General features: G+C 35.3%; 21 protein-coding genes. 15 read left to right on the forward strand and 6 right to left on the reverse strand.

Translation table 11 applies throughout. From position 1 onward, the window contains the following. Positions 1-461 precede the first annotated feature (461 nt). The 4 genes from IKV95_RS02880 to IKV95_RS02895 all read left to right on the forward strand — a co-directional run bounded on the left by IKV95_RS02880 (position 462) and on the right by IKV95_RS02895 (position 3,305). Positions 462-1,223 (forward strand): ParA family protein, encoded by a 762-nt coding sequence (locus IKV95_RS02880; protein ID WP_029091338.1) that lies wholly within the window; start codon positions 462-464, stop codon positions 1,221-1,223. Then, positions 1,216-2,073, forward strand: coding sequence for a ParB/RepB/Spo0J family partition protein (locus tag IKV95_RS02885; RefSeq protein WP_029091339.1), 858 nt, complete (start codon positions 1,216-1,218; stop codon positions 2,071-2,073). The genes IKV95_RS02880 and IKV95_RS02885 overlap by 8 nt, the downstream gene beginning before the upstream one ends. A gap of 16 nt (positions 2,074-2,089) precedes the next feature. Then, positions 2,090-2,266: a DUF951 domain-containing protein gene (locus IKV95_RS02890; RefSeq protein WP_080712896.1), complete on the forward strand. Its 177-nt coding sequence runs from the start codon at positions 2,090-2,092 to the stop codon at positions 2,264-2,266. A gap of 82 nt (positions 2,267-2,348) precedes the next feature. Then, a complete protein-coding gene (locus IKV95_RS02895; protein WP_029091341.1) occupies positions 2,349-3,305 on the forward strand; it encodes an LCP family glycopolymer transferase in 957 nt (318 codons plus the stop codon). Positions 3,306-3,565: 260 nt separating this feature from the next. Here the strand turns inward: IKV95_RS02895 and IKV95_RS02900 are convergent, their stop codons facing one another. From IKV95_RS02900 to IKV95_RS02910, 3 genes are all read right to left on the reverse strand, one after another. Beyond that, positions 3,566-4,828 (reverse strand): hypothetical protein, encoded by a 1,263-nt coding sequence (locus IKV95_RS02900; RefSeq protein ID WP_069129366.1) that lies wholly within the window; start codon positions 4,826-4,828, stop codon positions 3,566-3,568. A 115-nt stretch (positions 4,829-4,943) separates the two neighbouring features. Beyond that, complete coding sequence (locus IKV95_RS02905) at positions 4,944-5,900, reverse strand: LCP family glycopolymer transferase (RefSeq protein ID WP_069132457.1); 957 nt, start codon at positions 5,898-5,900, stop codon at positions 4,944-4,946. A 125-nt stretch (positions 5,901-6,025) separates the two neighbouring features. After that, on the reverse strand, positions 6,026-6,511 hold the full coding sequence (locus IKV95_RS02910; RefSeq protein ID WP_036027168.1) for a MepB family protein: 486 nt from the start codon (positions 6,509-6,511) through the stop codon (positions 6,026-6,028). Positions 6,512-6,768: 257 nt separating this feature from the next. Between IKV95_RS02910 and ychF the strand changes: the two genes are divergently transcribed. The 4 genes from ychF (at position 6,769) to IKV95_RS02930 (ending at position 9,562) form a co-directional block, all read left to right on the forward strand. Then, positions 6,769-7,869: a redox-regulated ATPase YchF gene (ychF, locus tag IKV95_RS02915; protein ID WP_029091345.1), complete on the forward strand. Its 1,101-nt coding sequence runs from the start codon at positions 6,769-6,771 to the stop codon at positions 7,867-7,869. A gap of 18 nt (positions 7,870-7,887) precedes the next feature. Beyond that, a complete protein-coding gene (locus IKV95_RS02920) occupies positions 7,888-8,553 on the forward strand; it encodes a DUF1129 domain-containing protein (RefSeq protein ID WP_069136471.1) in 666 nt (221 codons plus the stop codon). Between the two features lie 295 nt (positions 8,554-8,848). After that, the gene (locus tag IKV95_RS02925; RefSeq protein WP_154657732.1) at positions 8,849-9,001 is read left to right on the forward strand and encodes a hypothetical protein; all 153 of its coding nucleotides are present in this window, start codon (positions 8,849-8,851) and stop codon (positions 8,999-9,001) included. A gap of 48 nt (positions 9,002-9,049) precedes the next feature. Then, positions 9,050-9,562, forward strand: coding sequence for a helix-turn-helix domain-containing protein (locus IKV95_RS02930; protein WP_069120667.1), 513 nt, complete (start codon positions 9,050-9,052; stop codon positions 9,560-9,562). A gap of 149 nt (positions 9,563-9,711) precedes the next feature. Here the strand turns inward: IKV95_RS02930 and IKV95_RS02935 are convergent, their stop codons facing one another. Continuing rightward, the gene (locus tag IKV95_RS02935; protein WP_119945793.1) at positions 9,712-11,094 is read right to left on the reverse strand and encodes an aldehyde dehydrogenase; all 1,383 of its coding nucleotides are present in this window, start codon (positions 11,092-11,094) and stop codon (positions 9,712-9,714) included. Positions 11,095-11,661: 567 nt separating this feature from the next. Here IKV95_RS02935 and IKV95_RS02940 point away from each other — a divergent pair. From IKV95_RS02940 to rpsR, 4 genes are all read left to right on the forward strand, one after another. Continuing rightward, entirely contained in the window at positions 11,662-12,285 is a 624-nt protein-coding gene (locus IKV95_RS02940; RefSeq protein ID WP_029091943.1) for a response regulator transcription factor, read from the forward strand. A 196-nt stretch (positions 12,286-12,481) separates the two neighbouring features. Then, positions 12,482-12,772: a 30S ribosomal protein S6 gene (gene rpsF, locus IKV95_RS02945; protein ID WP_029091942.1), complete on the forward strand. Its 291-nt coding sequence runs from the start codon at positions 12,482-12,484 to the stop codon at positions 12,770-12,772. 40 nt (positions 12,773-12,812) lie between these two features. Beyond that, positions 12,813-13,352, forward strand: a complete 540-nt coding sequence (gene ssb, locus IKV95_RS02950) for a single-stranded DNA-binding protein (protein WP_029091941.1) — start codon at positions 12,813-12,815, stop codon at positions 13,350-13,352. A gap of 26 nt (positions 13,353-13,378) precedes the next feature. Then, complete coding sequence (gene rpsR / locus IKV95_RS02955) at positions 13,379-13,618, forward strand: 30S ribosomal protein S18 (RefSeq protein ID WP_029091940.1); 240 nt, start codon at positions 13,379-13,381, stop codon at positions 13,616-13,618. A 159-nt stretch (positions 13,619-13,777) separates the two neighbouring features. On the opposite strand, the gene IKV95_RS02960 is transcribed toward rpsR, so the two are convergent. Together IKV95_RS02960 and IKV95_RS02965 are read right to left on the reverse strand one after the other, a co-directional pair. Next, entirely contained in the window at positions 13,778-14,554 is a 777-nt protein-coding gene (locus IKV95_RS02960; RefSeq protein ID WP_069119194.1) for a DUF2785 domain-containing protein, read from the reverse strand. 16 nt (positions 14,555-14,570) lie between these two features. After that, positions 14,571-15,575 carry a YitT family protein gene (locus tag IKV95_RS02965; RefSeq protein ID WP_080712942.1) on the reverse strand — a complete coding sequence of 335 codons (1,005 nt, stop codon included), beginning with the start codon at positions 15,573-15,575 and terminating at the stop codon, positions 14,571-14,573. Between the two features lie 351 nt (positions 15,576-15,926). Between IKV95_RS02965 and IKV95_RS02970 the strand changes: the two genes are divergently transcribed. Genes IKV95_RS02970 through dnaB form a run of 3 tightly spaced genes read left to right on the forward strand, consistent with a single transcriptional unit; the run spans position 15,927 to position 19,752 of the window. After that, positions 15,927-17,906 (forward strand): DHH family phosphoesterase, encoded by a 1,980-nt coding sequence (locus IKV95_RS02970; RefSeq protein WP_069136467.1) that lies wholly within the window; start codon positions 15,927-15,929, stop codon positions 17,904-17,906. 1 nt (position 17,907) lies between these two features. Then, a complete protein-coding gene (gene rplI, locus IKV95_RS02975) occupies positions 17,908-18,354 on the forward strand; it encodes a 50S ribosomal protein L9 (RefSeq protein ID WP_029091937.1) in 447 nt (148 codons plus the stop codon). 33 nt (positions 18,355-18,387) lie between these two features. Next, positions 18,388-19,752, forward strand: coding sequence for a replicative DNA helicase (gene dnaB / locus IKV95_RS02980; protein ID WP_069119187.1), 1,365 nt, complete (start codon positions 18,388-18,390; stop codon positions 19,750-19,752). Positions 19,753-19,760 lie beyond the last annotated feature (8 nt).

Below are 19,760 nucleotides of genomic sequence, written 5' to 3' on the forward strand. Positions count from 1 at the left end.
GTGCGTTGAAATAAAGAGCGTTATTATTAATTAATAGCTAATAAGAGCGGGGTGTTATCGTTATTTTTTAACGAACAATCCGTTCTTATTTTTCTATTGTTAAACATGTTAGTTAATATCTAAATACGGAATTTGGTAGTTTAAAGATATAAATGATGTTATTTTTATTGCTTTATAGAAGAGATGATATCCCTGAAAAATAATGGCATTGAAAATGAAGTTGTATTTAAATTCGTCTTATATTAACATGATTACGGCTTTTTTTGCTACAATTAAAGAGTAAGTAACAATAAAAGGCTGCGTTAGCAGGACTGTAATAATATCGGTTTGATAATTAATGAAATAAGAACTCTAAGTTGTAAAAAAAGCAAGGTAGTATGCAAACGCAAATCTTAATTTTTTATACACATGGAGTAGGTTGATTACGAAAACTCCTAATTTGAGAGAGTAGGTTGAATCGAATGGTCAGAATTTTAGCAATTGCCAACCAAAAAGGTGGCGTCGGTAAAACAACAACAGCGATAAATTTGGGTGCAAGTTTAGCGATTATTGGTCACCGTGTATTATTAGTGGACACTGATCCACAAGGGAATACTAGCAGTGGTGTCGGAATCAAAAAGGCAGAAGTTAAACAGTGTATTTATGATGTTCTAGTTGGAGATGTACCGTTAGAAGATGTGATCATAACATCGGATGTTAAAAATTTAGATGTTGTACCTGCAACGATTCAACTAGCAGGCGCGGAAATTGAATTAGTATCCACAATATCGCGTGAAAGACGTTTAGAGAACGCGTTAGAAACTGTATCTGAAAGATATGATTTTATCATTATTGATTGTCCACCATCTTTAGGAATTATTACGTTAAATGCTTTGACGGCAGCAAATGGATTATTAATACCTGTACAATGTGAATTTTATGCGTTAGAAGGTTTAACACAGTTGCTAAATACTGTGAAATTAGTGCAACGCCATTTAAATAAAAATCTCGAAATTGAGGGTGTTTTATTAACGATGTATGATGCACGTACAAATTTAGGACAACAGGTTATTGCTGAAGTTAAAAAACATTTTGGCCCGCAGGTCTATCAAACAGTTATCCCACGAAATGTTCGTTTGAGTGAAGCGCCAAGTTATGGACAACCCGCTGTCATCTATGATGTGAAATCAAAGGGTGCAGAGGCTTATATAGAATTAGCAAAGGAAGTGAAAGCAAATGTCTAAAGGTTTAGGTAAAGGCATTAGCGCATTATTCGGTGATATGGGGCTTTCTAATGAGGAAACAATCGAAGAGGTCATGTTAACAAAAATCATCTCGAATCCCTATCAACCACGTACGATATTTGATGAACAAGCTCTAAAAGAATTAGCAGAATCAATCACTGCAAATGGTGTTTTACAGCCAGTTATTTTACGTAAAATTAATAATAAATATGAAATTGTTGCCGGAGAACGTCGTTGCCGTGCCTCTAAATTAGCAGGGATTGAAACGATTCCAGCAATTATACGTGATTATTCAGACGATCAAATGATGGATTTAGCAATTTTAGAAAACTTACAACGTGAGAACCTATCTGTTTTAGAAGAAGCGAATGCGTATCAACTTTTGATTGAAAAACGACAGTTAACACAGAGTGAAATTGCGAAAAAATTAGGTAAAAGTCGCCCTTATATCGCTAACTATTTAAGACTGTTAAAATTACCAACTGAAGTTAAAAAAATGTTAGAACAACAGTTGTTGTCAATGGGACAAGCACGTTCACTTTTAGGATTGGTAGAATCAGATCAACTTTTAGCGGTAGCTAAAAAAGCTGTTGCTCAACAAATGACCGTACGTCAATTAGAGCAATATGTTACGGAATTAAATGCCAATAAAAATATGAAGCAAACAAAAAACAACGTTGGTAAGAAACAAAAGCCAAGTTTTATTCGCGCAACAGAAACGCAATTACAATCAAAATTTGGTTCCGCAGTTGAAATCAAAAAAGTCGGTAAAAAGGGTAAAATTGAAATTCAATTTTTATCTGAGGACGATTTTAACCGTATATTGAATATATTAGAGATAGAATTGTAAAAAGGAGAGACATGTGATGGGTTATGATTTGAAAAGTGTCGTGGAAATGAAAAAGCAACACCCTTGCGGTAGTAATGAATGGGAAATAATTCGCATGGGCATGGACATTCGAATAAAGTGTCTTGGATGCGGACATAGCGTATTAATTCCACGTCGCGATTTTGATAAAAAAATCAAGAAAATTATTCGGTAACTCACAAATCTTTTTTAAAAAAAGATAGCCTGTGTTATACTAGCTAAAAATTAAGTGAGAGAAATGATTGAGGTGGAAATTGATGAGTGAAACTGAAACACGACGTTCGAAAGTGAAGAAAAAACATCCGGTTAGGAAAGCAATTTTAATGTTAATTTTAATACTAGTGCTAGCAATTGCTGGTGTGGCTGGATACCTTTATTTCAAAACAAATAGTACAGTGAGTAAAATTAATGCGCCATTGAAAACAAGTGCAACTAATATTGCTGATAAAAAACCATTTGCAGTTTTGTTACTTGGTACGGACAATGATTTAGATAGTAAGGGGCGTCAACGTCCAGGTCTATCCGATACAATGATTTTAGCGGTGGTAAATCCTCAAAAGGAAAAAACATATCTTCTTAGTTTACCACGTGATACACGTGTGCCGATTGTAGGTCATGGTACAGAAGAAAAAATCAACTCAGCTTTTGCTTATGGTGGGGCACAAATGGCAGTAGATACAGTTTCAGAGTTTATGGACATCCCCGTAAACTACTATGTGAATATGAATATGGATGGCTTTAAGCAACTTGTTGATGCAGTGGATGGTGTAACGGTTAACAATAAGCTAAACTTTAAACAGGATGGCATTACTTTTAACACGGGTAACATCAATTTGTCAGGAAAAGAAGCTTTAGCTTATTCACGTATGCGTTATGAAGATCCGAAAGGTGATTTTGGTCGTCAACAACGTCAACGTCAGGTAATTGAAGCAGTCACACGCAAAGCAACTTCGAGTAGTGTGGTATTCAATTACAATGACATTTTAAAAGCAATTGGCAATAACGTCGAGACAAACCTTGATACGAAGGATATGATTTCGATTGCTAAAAACTATCGCGGTGTTGTCAACAATGTCACTGAATCATCGATTGAAGACGGTACAGGTGAAACCTTGATGAATCCTGATGGAGCAACAACAAGCTGGTATTATGTTGTATCAGATGATGTTAAAGCTAAATATCAAAAAGAATTGAAAGAAGCTTTAGCAGAATAAATATAATACATATCATAGTAAAGGCGAAGAGTAGAGATGTAAATCTCATGGCTCTTTGCTTTTTTGTTTCATGTGAAACAGAGAAAGGTTGTAAACTTTTGGCTTTATAATTTAGGGTGTTGGTGAGTTTTCACTGATGCTTATTTTTTCACAAAAAAAGACATGTATGCGGACTATTATTCCGATACATGTCTTTTTCGATAATAGTATTTATTTCATGTAGAAACGCTGATGCTTTTTGTTGAATATTTTTCTAGTTGTTAAAATTCACTGGCGATTCGGGCATCAATAAAGTCAGCTAAGTGAACAACAAATTCGACTGTTGTTCTTGGAACCACTGGTGAGCCCCATTCCGGTTTGTAATGATGAGATTGAATAACAGCTAAAGTGTCTAACCAATCATTTAAACTTAATTCGGTATTATTTTGGTACATCTGGCGTGAAATATACATTACGCCTAATTGGATATGACCAAAACGCTTCCCTAGAACATCCATATCAATTGCTCCTGCACGATGATGTGGTACTTCGAAATTATCGCCAAACCAACGTTTGTATTTATCACCAGACTCATCGCCAACACTGCTATATTCGATGATTTTTCCAATATCATGGAAGATAATACCAAACAATAACGTGTCCAAAGAAAGTGGTTCGGTTATAGATGTTGTTAAAATACGTTGTGACAATTCGGCAATATGATTGCTTGTTTCATTAGGTGCAGTTTTTTTATAGGCTGTTTGTGGCGTTAAATCGGTGAGCATTTTTTTCCAGTCCAACGATTGAAATGTACGTGTGATAATGTTTAAATAGGTAGCTAAACTTGTTGGATTTTCAGCATGTTGATGTATATGATAAGCGATACGCATAACTTCCGTGGTATGCTGCAACAGCCCCATTCGATAATTATGATGATGGCCTTTCGCACCATAACGTAATGAAAAATCTGCCCACAAATCATCAAGCAAATAAAAAGTAGTGTTTTGAAATGGTTTACTTAGCAATGAGATGTAGAAGAAAAACTCATCAACAATTGCTTGCGGTGTATCATCAGGCATTTGTCTTTGTAATAATGCTGTATCATCATTATAGTCTGCTGGTTTGATGGCGGAACACATCAATGAAAAACGTCCGCTTTTTTTAGGGAACTCATTTAATTTAGCTGTGATTGAGACGATTGACTGTTGATTTAATTTTTCTAGTTGTAGATCTGCATCGCCATTAATCCATTGGCGACCTTCAAATGTTCCTGTAGCATTTTCTAAGGAAAACGAGATATAAGAACCTTTATTTGTAGCTGTCCCCATTAAAAAGAGACCGTTTACGGGTTGACCATCTTTTTGTTCAAGCACTTGATTAGATAGTGTTGCACCAATCGTTGGCACTGGAAAACGTTCAATCAATTTACATGAGAAATTTTTTTCTAATTCAATAAGGCCAAATGTAATTTTATCAGCAGGAGGTTTACTCCAAAAAGCAGTTTTTTCGTTTGACCCCTCAAAAAAAAGTGATTTTAGCGTCATTCTATACGCACATCCTTTCCTTACTACATTGTAAAAGGTATTTTACAAGATAGCTACAAAAAACCCCCATCCCTCAAATAGTATGAGAGATGGGGGTTAACTATGTTAACCTAACTTATTCAGCAAGTTGCTGCTTAAGTAGTTGACTGTATTCTTTGATGTATTTATCTGAAATCACATAGGTGCTTGGTACTCGTTTATCAGTCGAGTTATTTGGACGCACGATTTTACCGCCTTCAATCGTATTTTGCTTAACTGTCTTAATGTTACGGTAGTTTTTAGCGATTCCAAAAATTTCCTTCATGCTGATATTGGTGGTTACATTCTCACCAATGATGTCCATGATGGCGTTATAATTCATTAATCCTTTAGCCGATACAAGTTTAACAAAAAGGGCATCAACTGTTTGTCTTTGACGTTTTTGGCGTCCAAAATCATCATTAGGATCATTATAGCGCATTAAACTATAGCTTAGCGCTTTCTCTCCAGAAAGAGTGAGTGAGCCTTTAGGGAAATTGAAACCATCTTGAGTGAATTCAAACGTATTCTTAACAGTCACGCCATCGACTGCATCAACAAGTTGTTCTAAACCGTCCATATTTAAAGTGACGTAATGATCGATAGACACGTCAAATAAATCGGATACAGTATCAACGGATTTTTGAGCTCCACCGATAGTATAGGCTGTTGAAATCTTTCCTTTTTTACTTTCGCCTGAAATAGGTGTTATCATATCACGCGGTATACTTAATAAGTTCATTTCATTTTTTGATGGATTTACTGTAGCTAGTACCATTGTATCTGAAGCACCACGTAGTTGGCGTTTCGCATTAGATGGTTGGGTTCCAATCCCCATCAATAAAACGGTGAAAGGTTTTTCATCAACAACCTTTGTAGAAGTTGTCTTAAGCGGTTCATTGATTTTATCGACCGTATCAGCAGCTTTATAATACATGTAGCCTGCAATCCCACCAATAACTAATAGCAAAAGTAATAAAGGGATTAGTATTTTTTTAAGTAATCCTTTTTTTGATTTTGACTTTGTTTTTGAGGGTGCCTTTTTCTTATTCATTTTATACCTCCGACTTTACAAGTAGTTTAAAGTTAAACTATAGCATGTCAAAGGCGCTTTATCCGTCTCATAAATTGTCATAAAACATTAAAAATTTAGAACCGAGATAATACAGTGTCAAATATTTAACAAATTGTATGCAATGTTTTTTTGCTTATGTCACTATGGAAAAAATGATTTTGCCAAATCTGTGTTTTTTGTGCTTGTGTACTCATGGCTAAATCCCAAGGGGGATAAATACGCATGGCCATTTTGCCAATTGAATTGTTGTTCGAAATTATTTTTTTAGTAATTAAGATATGTTTAGGGAAAATAAAATAACCTGTATTTAATGAATCGTTAACTGCAATAATGAGTAAATCAGGGGTGTTATTTACATGGAAGGGTTGGTTTTTACCACCTGTATTTTTCTCCCAAAAAGCAACGAATTGGCCATTTTTTTTAGGTGTTATTTTTGCCTTTCTAAAACGTGCAGTATGACCTGCGATTGTGAATCGAAAAGCATCGTATTCGGCATTTTGTGTTTCAGGTAAAACCTCGGTAATAGTTACGTCAGAATAATTTAATATTTTTTTTAGAATAGGTATGTCAATAGGATTGATATAAACCATCAAATCGCCTCCTTATTTATCTTATTTTAAAGTTTTTGCCTGTGAATATCCAACGTAATCAATCCATATTTTTATGGTATGATAGTAGAGATGGATTTTTGATTTCATTTTAACTCAAAAACCTATATAATATAAATTAATGTTATTTTAGAAAAAAGTAAGGTTAATCAGGTTTTTTACTTAAAATTAAGACTTGGATAATTTGCTATAATTACTATATAAAACTATTATTTATGAATTGAAGGAGTGCAAACACAATGCCATTAACAGCCGGAATCGTAGGTTTACCCAACGTAGGTAAGTCGACATTATTTAATGCAATAACAAAAGCGGGTGCAGAAGCAGCTAACTATCCTTTTGCAACGATTGATCCTAATGTGGGTCGTGTAGAAGTACCAGATGAAAGATTAGAAAAATTAATGGAAATGTATGTACCAAAAAAATCAATTCCAACGACTTTTGAATTTACAGATATTGCTGGAATCGTACGTGGTGCAAGTAAAGGTGAAGGACTTGGTAACAAATTCCTTTCACATATTCGCCAGGTAGATGCAATTTGTCATGTTGTTCGTTGTTTTATTGATGAAAACATTACACATGTTGAAGGCCGTATCAATCCATTAGACGATATCGAAACAATTAATTTAGAGCTTATCCTTGCAGATTTAGAGTCGGTTGATAAGCGTGTGAAGCGTGTAGAAAAATTAGCTAAACAACGTGATAAAGAAGCTGTTGATGAGCTTGCAGTATTGGTTAAAGTACAAGCGGCATTAGAAAACGATAAACCTGCGCGTTCGTTAGAATTATCAGAAGAAGAAGATATTATTTTAAAAGGTCTTTTCTTGTTAACTTCTAAACCAGTACTTTACGTTGCAAATGTAGCTGAAGATGAAGTCGCTGCTGGTAGTGAAAATCAATTTGTGGCAAGTGTACGTGACTATGCAGCTGCTGAAAAAGCAGAAGTAATCGTCATTTGTGCAAGTGCAGAAGAAGAAATTGCTGAACTTGATGAAGATGATAAACAAGATTTCCTTGAAGCCATGGGTGTTGAGAAGTCAGGTTTAGATCTTTTGATTCATTCAGCTTACTCATTGTTAGGATTAGCAACATACTTCACTGCGGGCGTTCAAGAAGTACGCGCATGGACATTCCAACAAGGTATGAAAGCACCTCAATGTGCCGGAATTATTCACTCTGACTTTGAACGTGGTTTTATCCGTGCAGAAACAACTGCCTATGATGATTTGATAGAGTATGGCTCTGAAAAAGCAGCAAAAGAGGCCGGTCGTGTTCGTGCAGAAGGAAAAGAATACGTTGTTAAAGATGGCGACGTGTTACATTTCTTATTCAACGTATAGATAGAGGGGGAACACTAGATGGAACAAACATATCGTTTTAATCAAGAAGGGTTAACGAAGAAAAACTTGCAGTATATCGTTGACGTTGAGCGTCACCTTCGTACAGCAGCTGTTCTACCAGAAAATCAGATTGTAACGCTAATCGATACAATGGTAACGGATGTTAAAGAAGCACAGAAAAAAAGTATTACAGCTCGTAGTCTTTTCGGTAAAGCACCGCAACAATATGCTGATGAGCAAAATGAAGTGATTACAAAACCTAAACCTAAAGAGCCAAGTTGGTTATTACGTGGTATTGATGGTGGTTTACTCGTTATGGGAATCATGTTATTGGCAGTTGCCGGAACAGCCTTTTTTGGTAAATCAAGCTCAAATGTTACAACAATTCCAATTTCACTTATCCTGATGTCGTTCTTTATTGGTGGAGCAGGTATGGCCGGTATGCAATACTATACACTCCGAATTAAAGAACAGGGACGTAAAGGATTAATGAAGTATGTACTTTACGCTGTTATTTTTGTAATTGTATGGATGTTGTTAGCCTTTGTGTTCACAGCAATTTTACCAGTAAAATGGAACATCATTTTAGAACCAACAATCGCAATTGTTTTAGGTGTTGTTGTATTGCTTCTTAAATGGTACCTTAAACGTAAATTTAACATTACACCAATTACACGTTATTAAAAGTGACATTGGAAAAGTATAATCAATAATAAAAAGGATTGCAGCTATGCCTGCAATCCTTTTTTTATCCCATATTTTTAATATCTAGTAATAGAGGTATTATTTATATAATAAGTATAGTTCTAACAGAAGATATTTAAAGTTAGACCATATTTGGATACAGAATGAGATTAAACTTGATAAAGATTATAAATGAACGCAACTAATAGGCTAATAAAAAAGGAAATTCTTTTTAATCTCGTGTATATTAAACATTAGTATTTTATTTTTTATTCAGAAAATAAGGAGGAACAAAATGAAAAATTTCACTTCGGTATTTATTACTTTAATAATTCTGCTTTTGACATGGTTCTTGATTCCGAGAGTTTATCAAATATATGGAATTATAGCTGCTCCTTTTATTGGCTATTTTTTAACAAAAGCAATTGATAATAACTCTGAAAAATAATTATAGATACATACCATGCTTCATTTTAAAAATTGGGGGAGGATTTATATGTTAGGAAAACAACTTAAATCAGCACGTCTTAGCAACAACTTCACGCAACAAGAGGTGGCAGATAAACTTAACATTTCGAGACAATCGATTTCAAAATGGGAAAATGGGTCAAGTGCTCCTGATGTTCATACGCTGAAAATGCTAGCGTCTTTTTATAAAACTTCTATACAAGACCTTACAAAAGAAAATGAACATCTTGAGAGGAAAATTGAAACTAATAAACATAACATTCATACACAAAAACAAAAATTTTCAAATATAAAAAAGACACTCACTAAAAATGAGACAGATGATAGTTGGTTTTTATTGATTATGCTTTTTTTCACTTTTATTTATGCTCCGTTAAGTTTTATTGTGATACCTTTGGTTATTATAAAAAACAAAAAAGATAACCATTTATATAAATGGATTATCATTGTGACTATTATTACGACTGCATTTACCTGTTTTGTTGTATACGGCTGGCTAAGTGATGTTTTCAACTTCGGAGGAACGATTACTGTAGAGTAATTAATTCCTCTACAAAAATCTTGAATAAACACACAACCTTCTTAAGAAGGTTGTGTGTTTATGAATTGTTAATTTATAGTCAAAATCTAAAATTGAGTTGTATATTAATGGGTTAATGGAAATTATTCAGCAATTAAAAACCACTCAATCTATTTATAAAATTTCCGTAGCCACTTTATTTTGTCTTTGTATGGTGGAAATAGAAATGCGATACGAATACGAGAACGGCGTTTTAAGATGCTTTTTTGATGCGAGAACGTATCATAACTAGTTTTACCATGATAGGAACCAATACCAGAAGAACCTACGCCCCCGAACGGTAAGTGTTCATTAGCTACATGTGAAATCGTATCGTTCCAGCATCCACCTCCGAAGCTAACTGTATCGAATAGTTCGGTTGCTATCTGTTTGTTTTCTGTAAAGGCATAAAGTGCGAGTGGTGTTGGATTTTCATCAATGATTGTATAAACTTCAGCAAGATCATTGTAAGTTAATAGGGGGAGAATAGGCCCGAAAATTTCTTCTTGCATTGAAGCAACACTAGTATTAGGAATATCAAGCAAGGTGGGTTCAATAAAAAGTTTATTGGCATCACTCTTTCCGCCAGCAACAATGTATTTTTTGTCGGTTGCTATTATTTTATTGAGGCGATTAAAATGTTTTTCGTTTACAATGCGTCCATAATCTTTATTGTTTTCAGTATTGTGGCCATAAAAGGCTGTAATTACTTCTTTAATCGTCGTTATTAATGCTGCTTTTTTGGAGTGGTGAACTAAGATGTAGTCAGGGGCAATGCATGTTTGACCTGTATTTAAAAATTTACCCCAGACTATCCGTTCAGCAGCATGTTTAATATTGGCATCTTCCGTGACAATGACGGGACTTTTCCCGCCTAACTCTAGTGTGACTGGAATGAGAAGTTTTGCTGCAGCCTCATAGACGATTTTTCCTACAACACTACTGCCAGTGAAGAAGATGTAATTAAAAGGCAACGTGAGTAAATAAGTAGTTGTAGAAGCGACACCTTCAACAACAATAACGATTTCTTCTGTGAAATGGGCATGTATCATGTCAGATATAATGCGCGAAACGTTAGGTGTCATTTCACTTGTTTTAATAACGGCACAATTACCTGCTGCCAAGGCACCAATTAATGGTTCGATAATCAGTTGTAGAGGGTAGTTAAATGGGCCAATAATTAATACGACACCATAGGGTTCATTATAGATTTTACTTGTCGCAGAAAATAAGGCCAGAGGTGTACGTACTGTCTTAGGTTTATCCCATTGTTCCAGTTTTTTTAAAGTAGTTTTGATGCTTTTCAAACAAAATCCTATTTCCGTCGCATAGGATTCAAATTCACTTTTACCTAAATCCTTCTCTAGTGCATTTAACAATGGTTTTTCGTAAGTAAGTAATGCTTGTTGAAGATTTTCTAACTGCTGTCTTCTAAAAGGTATTGGTCTAGTCTTGTTGGTCTTGAAAAAGTTTTTTTGTTGCTTAAATAAGGTAGTTATTTCGAGGTTACGCATATTTATAGCTCCTTATAACTGTATTTTAAAAAATAGTAATTGTGTTAGTGAAAAAGACGAATAACTCTTCACAGTATTACACATTCGTTATATCTTTTTCTGTTGTTCAAGTTGTGATTATATATCCATTATATCCTAGAAACATTGAGGATACAGCTAATTAGGGGTTTTTGAAGAACGTAATCAAAAATATTCACTTTTATGTTGATAAGAATGGTTAAAAAGCGTTATAATAAGAAGAATAACATTAGTACTCTATCATGGTGAATTAAAAACAAGGGAATTATCTAATCAAAATAATCATAAATAATTGGTATAATAGAGTAGTACTCTAGTTTTTTATAAATAGCTGATTAATTATTTTTATTTAGATAGAGAAATGTTATTTTGAAATTTAAACTCTCTTTAAGCGGTTGAAATGTATGCTAGGGAACATCATCTTCAACGATTATTATTAAAAGAGGTAGCAATAACCGAAAAAATCATTGATTTTTTCAGCAGTAAATTGGCAAAACACAACTATATAGTAATCTGAACATCAGATGCTAAAAAAGGGGATTTTAAAAAATGGGACACATTGTATTAGCAGGTTGTAATCATATTTATTCTGAGGGGCTTAAAATTATTTTAGCAACAACAGAGCATACCTTAGATTCATGTGAATTAAATTTAGAAGATATTCAATCAAAATTAAGCGGTGCACAAGATGTTGTACTTCTCAATTCTGACAAAGGCATTTCAGAAGATATCAAAACATATTTACAAACAGAAGAAATCGTTGTTGGCTATATCGCATCTAAATATACAAAATCCGAAGTGGATACAAGTATTGAAGAAGGTGTGAAAGGCTTATTAACGTTTAATATGGATACACTTGGTTTGAATTTTGCTTTAAACAGCATGATGCAAAATCGTATTTTTGTAGATCCGCATATTGATTATTTTACTGCAAATCGTCAAGAAGAGGCAGCTGACAATATCAGTTATGCTATGCAACTAAGACTAACTAGTCGTGAATATGAAGTGTTAAAATTAATGGCAAAAGGCCAAAAGAACAATGAAATTTCAAAGGAATTGAATATCAAAGAAAATACGGTTAAAAATCATGTAAGCAGTGTGTTGAAAAAACTGAACGTACATAATCGTGTTGAAGCGGTATTAACATTCCAAAACCACCAAAAGATTTCATAATAAATTTGAGCGACTATTTCAATTGAAATAGTCGCTTTTTTATTTGGATAAAAACGTTATTGAAAGAAATATATATAAATGATTAGTTGTACTGGAATAGGAGATATGATATAATTCGTAGATGTGAGTAATGAAAATTATTCCTTGTTCTATGATTAATCATAGAACCGCATAGTCCACAAGGAGGTGAAAGACGATGAGAAAGTACGAAATTATGTACATTGTACGTCCAGACATTGAAGAAGAAGCTAAAAAAGCTGTTTTCGAACGCTTTAACGGTATCTTAGCTGAAGGTGCAGAAGTCATCGAAGTAAAAGATATGGGTAAACGCCGTTTAGCTTATGAAATCAACGACTTTAAAGATGGTTTCTATCAATTGGTAACAATCAATTCTGAAGATGCTGCATCAGGTCAAGAATTTGACCGTTTAGCTAAAATCAGTGAAGATGTTATCCGTCATATGATAGTTCGTTTAGACGAAGCATAAATAGCAAAAAAATTACTAAGAGTAGAGGGGGTTGTGTCTGATGATGAATCGTGTTGTTCTAGTGGGTCGTTTAACTAAGGATCCAGAACTTCGCTACACACCAGCTGGTGCTGCTGTAGCCACGTTTACACTAGCTGTAAATCGTACGTTTACGAATCAACAAGGGGATCGAGAAGCTGACTTTGTTAACTGTGTCGTTTGGCGTAAGGCGGCTGAAAACGTAGCTAATTTCTTGAAAAAAGGAAGTTTAGCTGGTGTTGATGGTCGTTTACAAACGCGTAATTACGAAGCAAATGATGGTCGTCGCGTTTATGTAACTGAAGTGGTCGCTGAGAGTGTTCAATTTTTAGAGCCGCGTAATGCTAACGCAGGAAATTCAGGTGCGAGTGGAAGCAATCAAGGCGGCAACAATTATAATGACGATAGTAGTTCTTATAATGGTGGAAATCAACAGCCACAATCAAATCAAGGAAATGCGTATAATCAAAACAGTCAACAATCGAGTAAGCCTGCTTTCAGCAACCCGTTTGCTAGTGATGGCAAGCCAATCGATATTTCTGATGATGATTTACCATTCTAAAAATAAACTAAGGGAGGTCAACAACTATGGCAGGACAACGCAGAGGTGGACGTCGTCGTAAAAAAGTATGTTTCTTTACTTCGAACCACATTGAGTACATCGATTACAAAGATGTAGATTTGCTTAAAAAATTCGTTTCAGAACGCGGTAAAATTTTACCACGTCGTGTAACGGGTACAAGCGCTAAATACCAACGTAAATTAACTATCGCTATCAAACGTTCTCGTCAAGTGGCTTTATTACCATTTGTCGCAGAAGAAAAATAAGTTCGATTAGTTAGCCACTTTTTCCGGAAAGTGGTTTTTTTATTGCCTGAAAAAGGAAATGTTATCCACAACTGGTGATATCTTTGTGGGTAACGTCATATCTAAAATAAAGAAGCAACTTATCCACATGTGGATAAGTTGCTTCTTTTAAACTATATATTAGTTTGAATTAATTATTTTTTGTGAAAGTACAAACGCATTCTCGAAACGTTGGTGGTTATAATAACGTGCCACATCATCATCTGTTGAGAATTCAATTGTTGGTACCCAAGCAGATAAATAATCGTGTACGCGGCCTTCTATGTGTGGATAAAGCTTAATTAAATAAGTAATTGCTTTAGAAGTAGCGATTTCTTCTCCAAATAGAAAGTGTGAAGGATAGGTCGCGTATTTTGTTAAGAGCTCTTCTGATAGTAAAATCTTTGTATCTATTGAAACTTGCGGGTGTCTGATAATTGTCGTAATCACATTTGCTGTGTGTGTGAACGTTTGAAGCCAAGCGTTATTGTCAGAAAAAAGGTAACCACGATAATCCGTCTCTCTATTTAAGTAGGTAATGAGTGACACCGAGATCAAATCAATTTGATCTGAAAGTAAAAACCCGATCAACTGGTCATCATTTTTTATGAGTGTCTCAATTAAACGTAAGGCAAACACTCGTTTAAACACATCATTAGAAAGTGGTGTATCAATATTTTTAAAGAGATATTTATCAGAAATAAGCACTTTAAGTAAGTCACGTTTTTGTTTACGTGACACAATATCTTTTGTAATCAAATCACTGATTAAATCACCGGTTGTATAATGTTTATCCTGAGGATCAATTACAAGTGATGAAGAGCTGCTTTGTTCAAGTAAACTGTGTAGCTCGTTATCGGACAATGAGTGAAGTTGGTCTGTAGCCATTTTCTGTTGGATTGTTTCAGCTAGATGCATGTTAAAACCTCCTCTGTTATTGTTTGTTGTGCTTATGATTAGCTTGGAAGTGTTCATTATGTGTAATGGTTGATTGTTTACCACCATTACGTTGATAACGACGACGGTAACGTTTTTGACAATCAATAATATTTTCGCCATTAGGGTGTTTGTGATTATCTTTTTTTAGTTTTTGACGTTTTTTCAAGAAAGAATTTTGTTCTTTTTCGCTATGATAATAACCATTTAAACGACGTGTTTCCACTATGTCTATAAATGCTTTAGGATCAACGCTTTTAATTGTGCGTTCAATCTCGTAAATTTCATAATTACTTACAACCATCATGACAGAATAAATTGGTTTTTTTGAGTAACCACCATATGCTGGGATAATCGTAGCGCCACGATCGAAGTTTTCTTGAATAGCTGATACAACAGCATCTGCATGCGGCGTGATGATAAAAACAGTCAATTTTTGATAATTTGTATGAATAAGATCAATCACGTAGCTATTAACATAGCGTGAGACTAGCGTGTATAAAGCGTTCTGCCAGTTATAAACTGCTCCAGCTACAACGATGATAATACCATTAAGAATCATGAAATAGCGGCCTGTAGGTGTATCATTCTTACGAGACAGGTACAGGGCAATGATATCTAATCCACCAGTAGAAATACCATGTTTCAAAGCAAGACCAACACCAGCGGCAGAAATAACACCACCAAAAATAGAGTTAAGTATAATATCATCAGAAATTTGATGAGTAGGGATAACTGATAAGAAAAAAGCGGTAATACCAATCACAACAAAACTATAAAATGTGAGCGACTTACCTACACGAGTCCAACCAATCCAAAAAACAGGTAAATTAAGAGCGATTATAAGTAGCCCCATTGGCAAATCGATGCTTAAAAAGTCATGGAAAATATCAACAATCAGCTGAGCAGCCCCATTTAAACCAGAAGCATAAACTTTCGCAGGTATTAAAAATAGTTTCATACTGATAGCACATAAAAAGGCGGATAGTATAGCAATTAGCATTTTTTTAAGATGTTCATAATATGCTGCATCTTTAACTTTTGACACGTGAATTCATTCCTTTATATTTTAGTTAAGAGAATCTCTTTATCTCCATATATCATAACATTCACACGCTGATTTGCCTATTTTGTAATTGTGACAATAGGGTGTTTTTTGGTAGTTAGTACTAATTTTAAGTGAAAATTGTATGAAAGTTTGTCTCTAATAATTAGTATCAATATGTAGTGGTTAATCGCCGATATGAAAAAAAAAGGACCGATTTGAAAAAAAAACGGTTGAGTATGGTAAAATTACAAGAGTAATCATGAAATGATTTGTCTTTTTTAAGATGAACAGAGTGGAGTTGAAACAATGTTATCATACATGCAACGTCGCTATGTCCGCTTTTTATTATATGCAATTGTTATCCTTTTTGTAGTGATGGCGATTGTCTCGCAAGTTAATAATTGGTGGTTGGTATTTCCGTTTTTTATTTTAGCAGGAGCTACATTAGTCGTGTTGATTATTGCGGAATTTAAATTGAATAAACAAATACAACAGACAACAAATATGTTAGCGTCACGTGTACAAAAAGCGGAACAACGTGCAGTAAGTGAAATGCCTTTAGGTTTACTGATTTACAATGAAGAGTCCCAAGTTGAATGGATGAATGCTTATATGCGTAAATACTTTGACTACGAAGAAGTTATCGGACTTACTTTGAATAATGAAGAGTCAGATTTGTGGCGTATTATTCAGAACGCAACGACAGATAACACTCAGACCATCCAGTGGAACAATCAGTATTTTGAAGTTACAGTGAACAAGAATGAACGTTTTTTGTATCTTCAAGACGCTAATGAACTTGAGGGATTGGTACAAGAAAATGAAGAAAATCAAATTGTTATCGGTGTTATTTTCTTAGACAATTATGATGAATGGACACAAGGTATGGATGATAGACGACGTGGTGCGTTAAACAACATTGTTACGTCAACCTTAGGTCAATGGGCACGAACACATGCGATTTTCTTGAAAAGGATGTCATCAGAACGCTATACAGTTGTGATGCGCTATTCAACGTTGGTTGAGTTAGAACAAAATAAATTTGCGATTCTTGATGTCATTCGTGAAAAAACATCGAAGAAAAATATCCCGTTAACTTTAAGTATTGGTTTGGCATATAATGATCCTGATCTAACATTGCTTGCAGAATTAAGTCAATCATCATTGGACTTAGCTTTAGGACGTGGTGGCGATCAAGTGGTTATCAAACAACCCGAGGCAAAAGTGCGTTTTTATGGCGGTAAAACTAACCCCATGGAAAAACGGACGCGCGTACGTGCACGTGTTATTTCACAAGCGTTACAAGAGTTAATATCGCAAAGTGATAACGTTGTAGTGGTAGGTCATCGTTTTCCAGATATGGATGTCATCGGATCCTGCTTAGGTATTCGTAAAATTGCTGAAATGAACGGTAAGGATGCCTATGTTGTTGTGGATACGGAGATGTTAAACGATGATGTTCAGCGTTTAATGAGTGAGATTGATAAGAATACGGATGTTACGCGCAATATTATCTCACCCCAAAAGGTTAAGAATCATATCACTAAAAAAACACTGTTAGTTGTGGTTGATACACATAACCCTGCGATGGTTGAAGCCAATGAATTATTGGATATGATTGATCAATGTGTGATTATTGATCATCATCGACGCTCAGAACACTTTATTGAGCATCCTAACCCTGTATTGGTTTATATTGAACCTTATGCCTCATCAACGGCAGAATTGATTACAGAGTTGTTTGAATATCAACCAACAGGAACATCGATTTCAGCAATTGAAGCAACAGCTATGTTAGCCGGGATTGTAGTCGATACTAAAAACTTTACATTACGAACAGGTTCGCGAACATTTGATGCGGCATCATATTTACGCTCATTAGGTGCAGACACCGTGTTAGTTCAACAGTTTTTAAAAGAGAATTTAGATACATTTGTTAAACGTAATCGTCTCGTTGAAACGATGAGCTTTTATCATGACGGTATGGCAATTACAATGGGGCCAGACGATGTTCCTTACAATAATGTATTAGCAGCCCAAGCGGCTGATCGTATGTTAGGAATGGAAGGTGTAGAGGCTTCGTTTGTGTTATTTAGACGTGAAGATGATAGAGTGGGCATAAGTGCGCGTTCGCTCGGCGAAATCAACGTACAGATTATTATGGAAATGCTCGATGGCGGCGGCCATCTTTCGAACGCGGCGACGCAAATAGCGGACGTTAGTTGTGAGGAAGCAGAGGTACGCCTAAAAGAAGCGATCGATGCTTATTGGAAAGGGGAAGAATAAAATGAAAGTTATTCTATTAAAAGATGTAAAAGGTAAAGGTAAAAAAGGTGAAATTAAAGAAGTGCCTGATGGTTATGCACAAAACTTCCTGATCAAACAAGGTTTGGCTCAAGAAGCGAACGCAACAAGTATTAGCACATTAAAAGCTAAAAATAAAAAAGCAGATAAATTAGCAGCAGAAGAATTAGCTGAAGCTGAAGCTTTAAAAGCAGAATTAGAAAAAGTAACAGTTGAATTAAAAGCTAAAGTGGGTGCGGATGGTCGTATTTTCGGTTCAGTATCTTCTAAGCAAGTTGTACAAGGTTTAGAAAAACAAGCAGGCATTAAAGTGGATAAACGTAAAATGACAATGGACCCAATCCGTTCATTAGGCGTAACAAAAGTCCCTATTAAATTACATCATGACGTTGAGGCTGTCTTTAACGTTCATGTGAGTGAAGAAAAATAGTAACAAAAAGTAAACGATGGAAGGAGTTGCCTGATGGATAACATCGATCGTACACCGCCTCAAAATAATGAAGCCGAACAAGCGATTATTGGTGCGATATTTATAGAACCTAATGCTTTGATTACAGCCGCAGAAGTCTTGCAACCCGAGGACTTTTATCGTCAGGCGCATCAACATATTTTCCGAGCAATGGTGATGATGAATGAGCAAGGTAAAGCGCTGGATGTTGTCACCGTTTCGGAGACGTTAACATCGCAAGGCTTAATTGAGGATATTGGTGGTATTTCGTACTTAACAGATTTAGCAGTATCGGTACCGACGGCAGCTAACGTTGGTTATTATATTGAAATCGTCGAAGAAAAAGCATTGTTAAGACGTTTGATAAACACTGCCACGCAAATTGCTACAAGTGGTTTTGCTAATGAAGAGACCGTCGAGGCGCTTGTGGATGATGCCGAACGTCGTATTTTAGAAGTTGCGCAACGTAAGAATGTGGGTCAATTTAAAAATATTACCGATGTGCTTTCTGAAGCGTATGATAATATCGAATTGCTGAGTAATCGTGAAGGAGATATTACAGGGCTACCGACAGGCTTTAAAGAGTTGGATCGGATGACTGCTGGTTTTCAACGGAATGATTTAATTATTGTTGCTGCTCGACCCTCTGTAGGTAAAACGGCTTTTGCTTTAAACATAGCACAAAATACAGCTATTAAGACGAACGAAACCGTGGCTATCTTCAGTTTGGAAATGGGCGCGAGTCAATTAATTAACCGTATGCTTTGTGCTGAGGGCAATATTGATGCACAAAATATGCGTACGGGTAAACTAAATGATGAAGAATGGCGCAAGTTGGCATTAGCAATTAGTACGTTATCAAGCACTAATATTTTCATTGATGATTCACCAGGTATTCGTGTGAACGAGATTCGATCAAAATGTCGTCGTCTAAAACAAGAACATGGTTTAGGTATGATTGTGATTGATTATTTACAATTAATTCAAGGGAGCGGTATTGGTGGTGGTGAAAACCGTCAGCAAGAAGTTTCAGAAATCTCACGTACCTTGAAACAGTTGGCGCGTGAACTTGAAGTGCCTGTTATTGCCTTATCTCAGTTGTCACGTGGTGTTGAACAACGTCAAGATAAACGACCAATGATGTCTGATATTCGTGAATCGGGTTCGATTGAGCAAGATGCTGATATTGTTGCTTTCTTGTATCGTGAAGATTATTACGATCGTGAAGCAGCAGATGAAGATAATGGTACGATTGAAATTATTATTGCAAAGCAACGTAATGGTCCTGTCGGGACTGTGCAACTTGCCTTTGTGAAGGAGTATAACAAGTTCGTTGACCTTGTTGTACGTGATGATATGCCACCTCCGATGGGGGCTTAAATAGTACT

Origin of the sequence: Brochothrix sp., from assembly GCF_017549435.1 — a bacterium.
Lineage (GTDB): Bacteria > Bacillota > Bacilli > Lactobacillales > Listeriaceae > Brochothrix > Brochothrix thermosphacta.

What these genes read in the sequence shown, in the direction of transcription:
- IKV95_RS02880 (WP_029091338.1), top strand. Translation starts at nt 462, where the DNA reads ATGGTCAGAATTTTAGCAATTGCCAACCAAAAAGGTGGCGTCGGTAAA.
- IKV95_RS02885 (WP_029091339.1), top strand. Translation starts at nt 1,216, where the DNA reads ATGTCTAAAGGTTTAGGTAAAGGCATTAGCGCATTATTCGGTGATATG.
- IKV95_RS02890 (WP_080712896.1), top strand. Translation starts at nt 2,090, where the DNA reads ATGGGTTATGATTTGAAAAGTGTCGTGGAAATGAAAAAGCAACACCCT.
- IKV95_RS02895 (WP_029091341.1), top strand. Translation starts at nt 2,349, where the DNA reads ATGAGTGAAACTGAAACACGACGTTCGAAAGTGAAGAAAAAACATCCG.
- IKV95_RS02900 (WP_069129366.1), bottom strand. Translation starts at nt 4,828, where the DNA reads ATGACGCTAAAATCACTTTTTTTTGAGGGGTCAAACGAAAAAACTGCT.
- IKV95_RS02905 (WP_069132457.1), bottom strand. Translation starts at nt 5,900, where the DNA reads ATGAATAAGAAAAAGGCACCCTCAAAAACAAAGTCAAAATCAAAAAAA.
- IKV95_RS02910 (WP_036027168.1), bottom strand. Translation starts at nt 6,511, where the DNA reads ATGGTTTATATCAATCCTATTGACATACCTATTCTAAAAAAAATATTA.
- ychF (WP_029091345.1), top strand. Translation starts at nt 6,769, where the DNA reads ATGCCATTAACAGCCGGAATCGTAGGTTTACCCAACGTAGGTAAGTCG.
- IKV95_RS02920 (WP_069136471.1), top strand. Translation starts at nt 7,888, where the DNA reads ATGGAACAAACATATCGTTTTAATCAAGAAGGGTTAACGAAGAAAAAC.
- IKV95_RS02925 (WP_154657732.1), top strand. Translation starts at nt 8,849, where the DNA reads ATGAAAAATTTCACTTCGGTATTTATTACTTTAATAATTCTGCTTTTG.
- IKV95_RS02930 (WP_069120667.1), top strand. Translation starts at nt 9,050, where the DNA reads ATGTTAGGAAAACAACTTAAATCAGCACGTCTTAGCAACAACTTCACG.
- IKV95_RS02935 (WP_119945793.1), bottom strand. Translation starts at nt 11,094, where the DNA reads ATGCGTAACCTCGAAATAACTACCTTATTTAAGCAACAAAAAAACTTT.
- IKV95_RS02940 (WP_029091943.1), top strand. Translation starts at nt 11,662, where the DNA reads ATGGGACACATTGTATTAGCAGGTTGTAATCATATTTATTCTGAGGGG.
- rpsF (WP_029091942.1), top strand. Translation starts at nt 12,482, where the DNA reads ATGAGAAAGTACGAAATTATGTACATTGTACGTCCAGACATTGAAGAA.
- ssb (WP_029091941.1), top strand. Translation starts at nt 12,813, where the DNA reads ATGATGAATCGTGTTGTTCTAGTGGGTCGTTTAACTAAGGATCCAGAA.
- rpsR (WP_029091940.1), top strand. Translation starts at nt 13,379, where the DNA reads ATGGCAGGACAACGCAGAGGTGGACGTCGTCGTAAAAAAGTATGTTTC.
- IKV95_RS02960 (WP_069119194.1), bottom strand. Translation starts at nt 14,554, where the DNA reads ATGCATCTAGCTGAAACAATCCAACAGAAAATGGCTACAGACCAACTT.
- IKV95_RS02965 (WP_080712942.1), bottom strand. Translation starts at nt 15,575, where the DNA reads ATGCTAATTGCTATACTATCCGCCTTTTTATGTGCTATCAGTATGAAA.
- IKV95_RS02970 (WP_069136467.1), top strand. Translation starts at nt 15,927, where the DNA reads ATGTTATCATACATGCAACGTCGCTATGTCCGCTTTTTATTATATGCA.
- rplI (WP_029091937.1), top strand. Translation starts at nt 17,908, where the DNA reads ATGAAAGTTATTCTATTAAAAGATGTAAAAGGTAAAGGTAAAAAAGGT.
- dnaB (WP_069119187.1), top strand. Translation starts at nt 18,388, where the DNA reads ATGGATAACATCGATCGTACACCGCCTCAAAATAATGAAGCCGAACAA.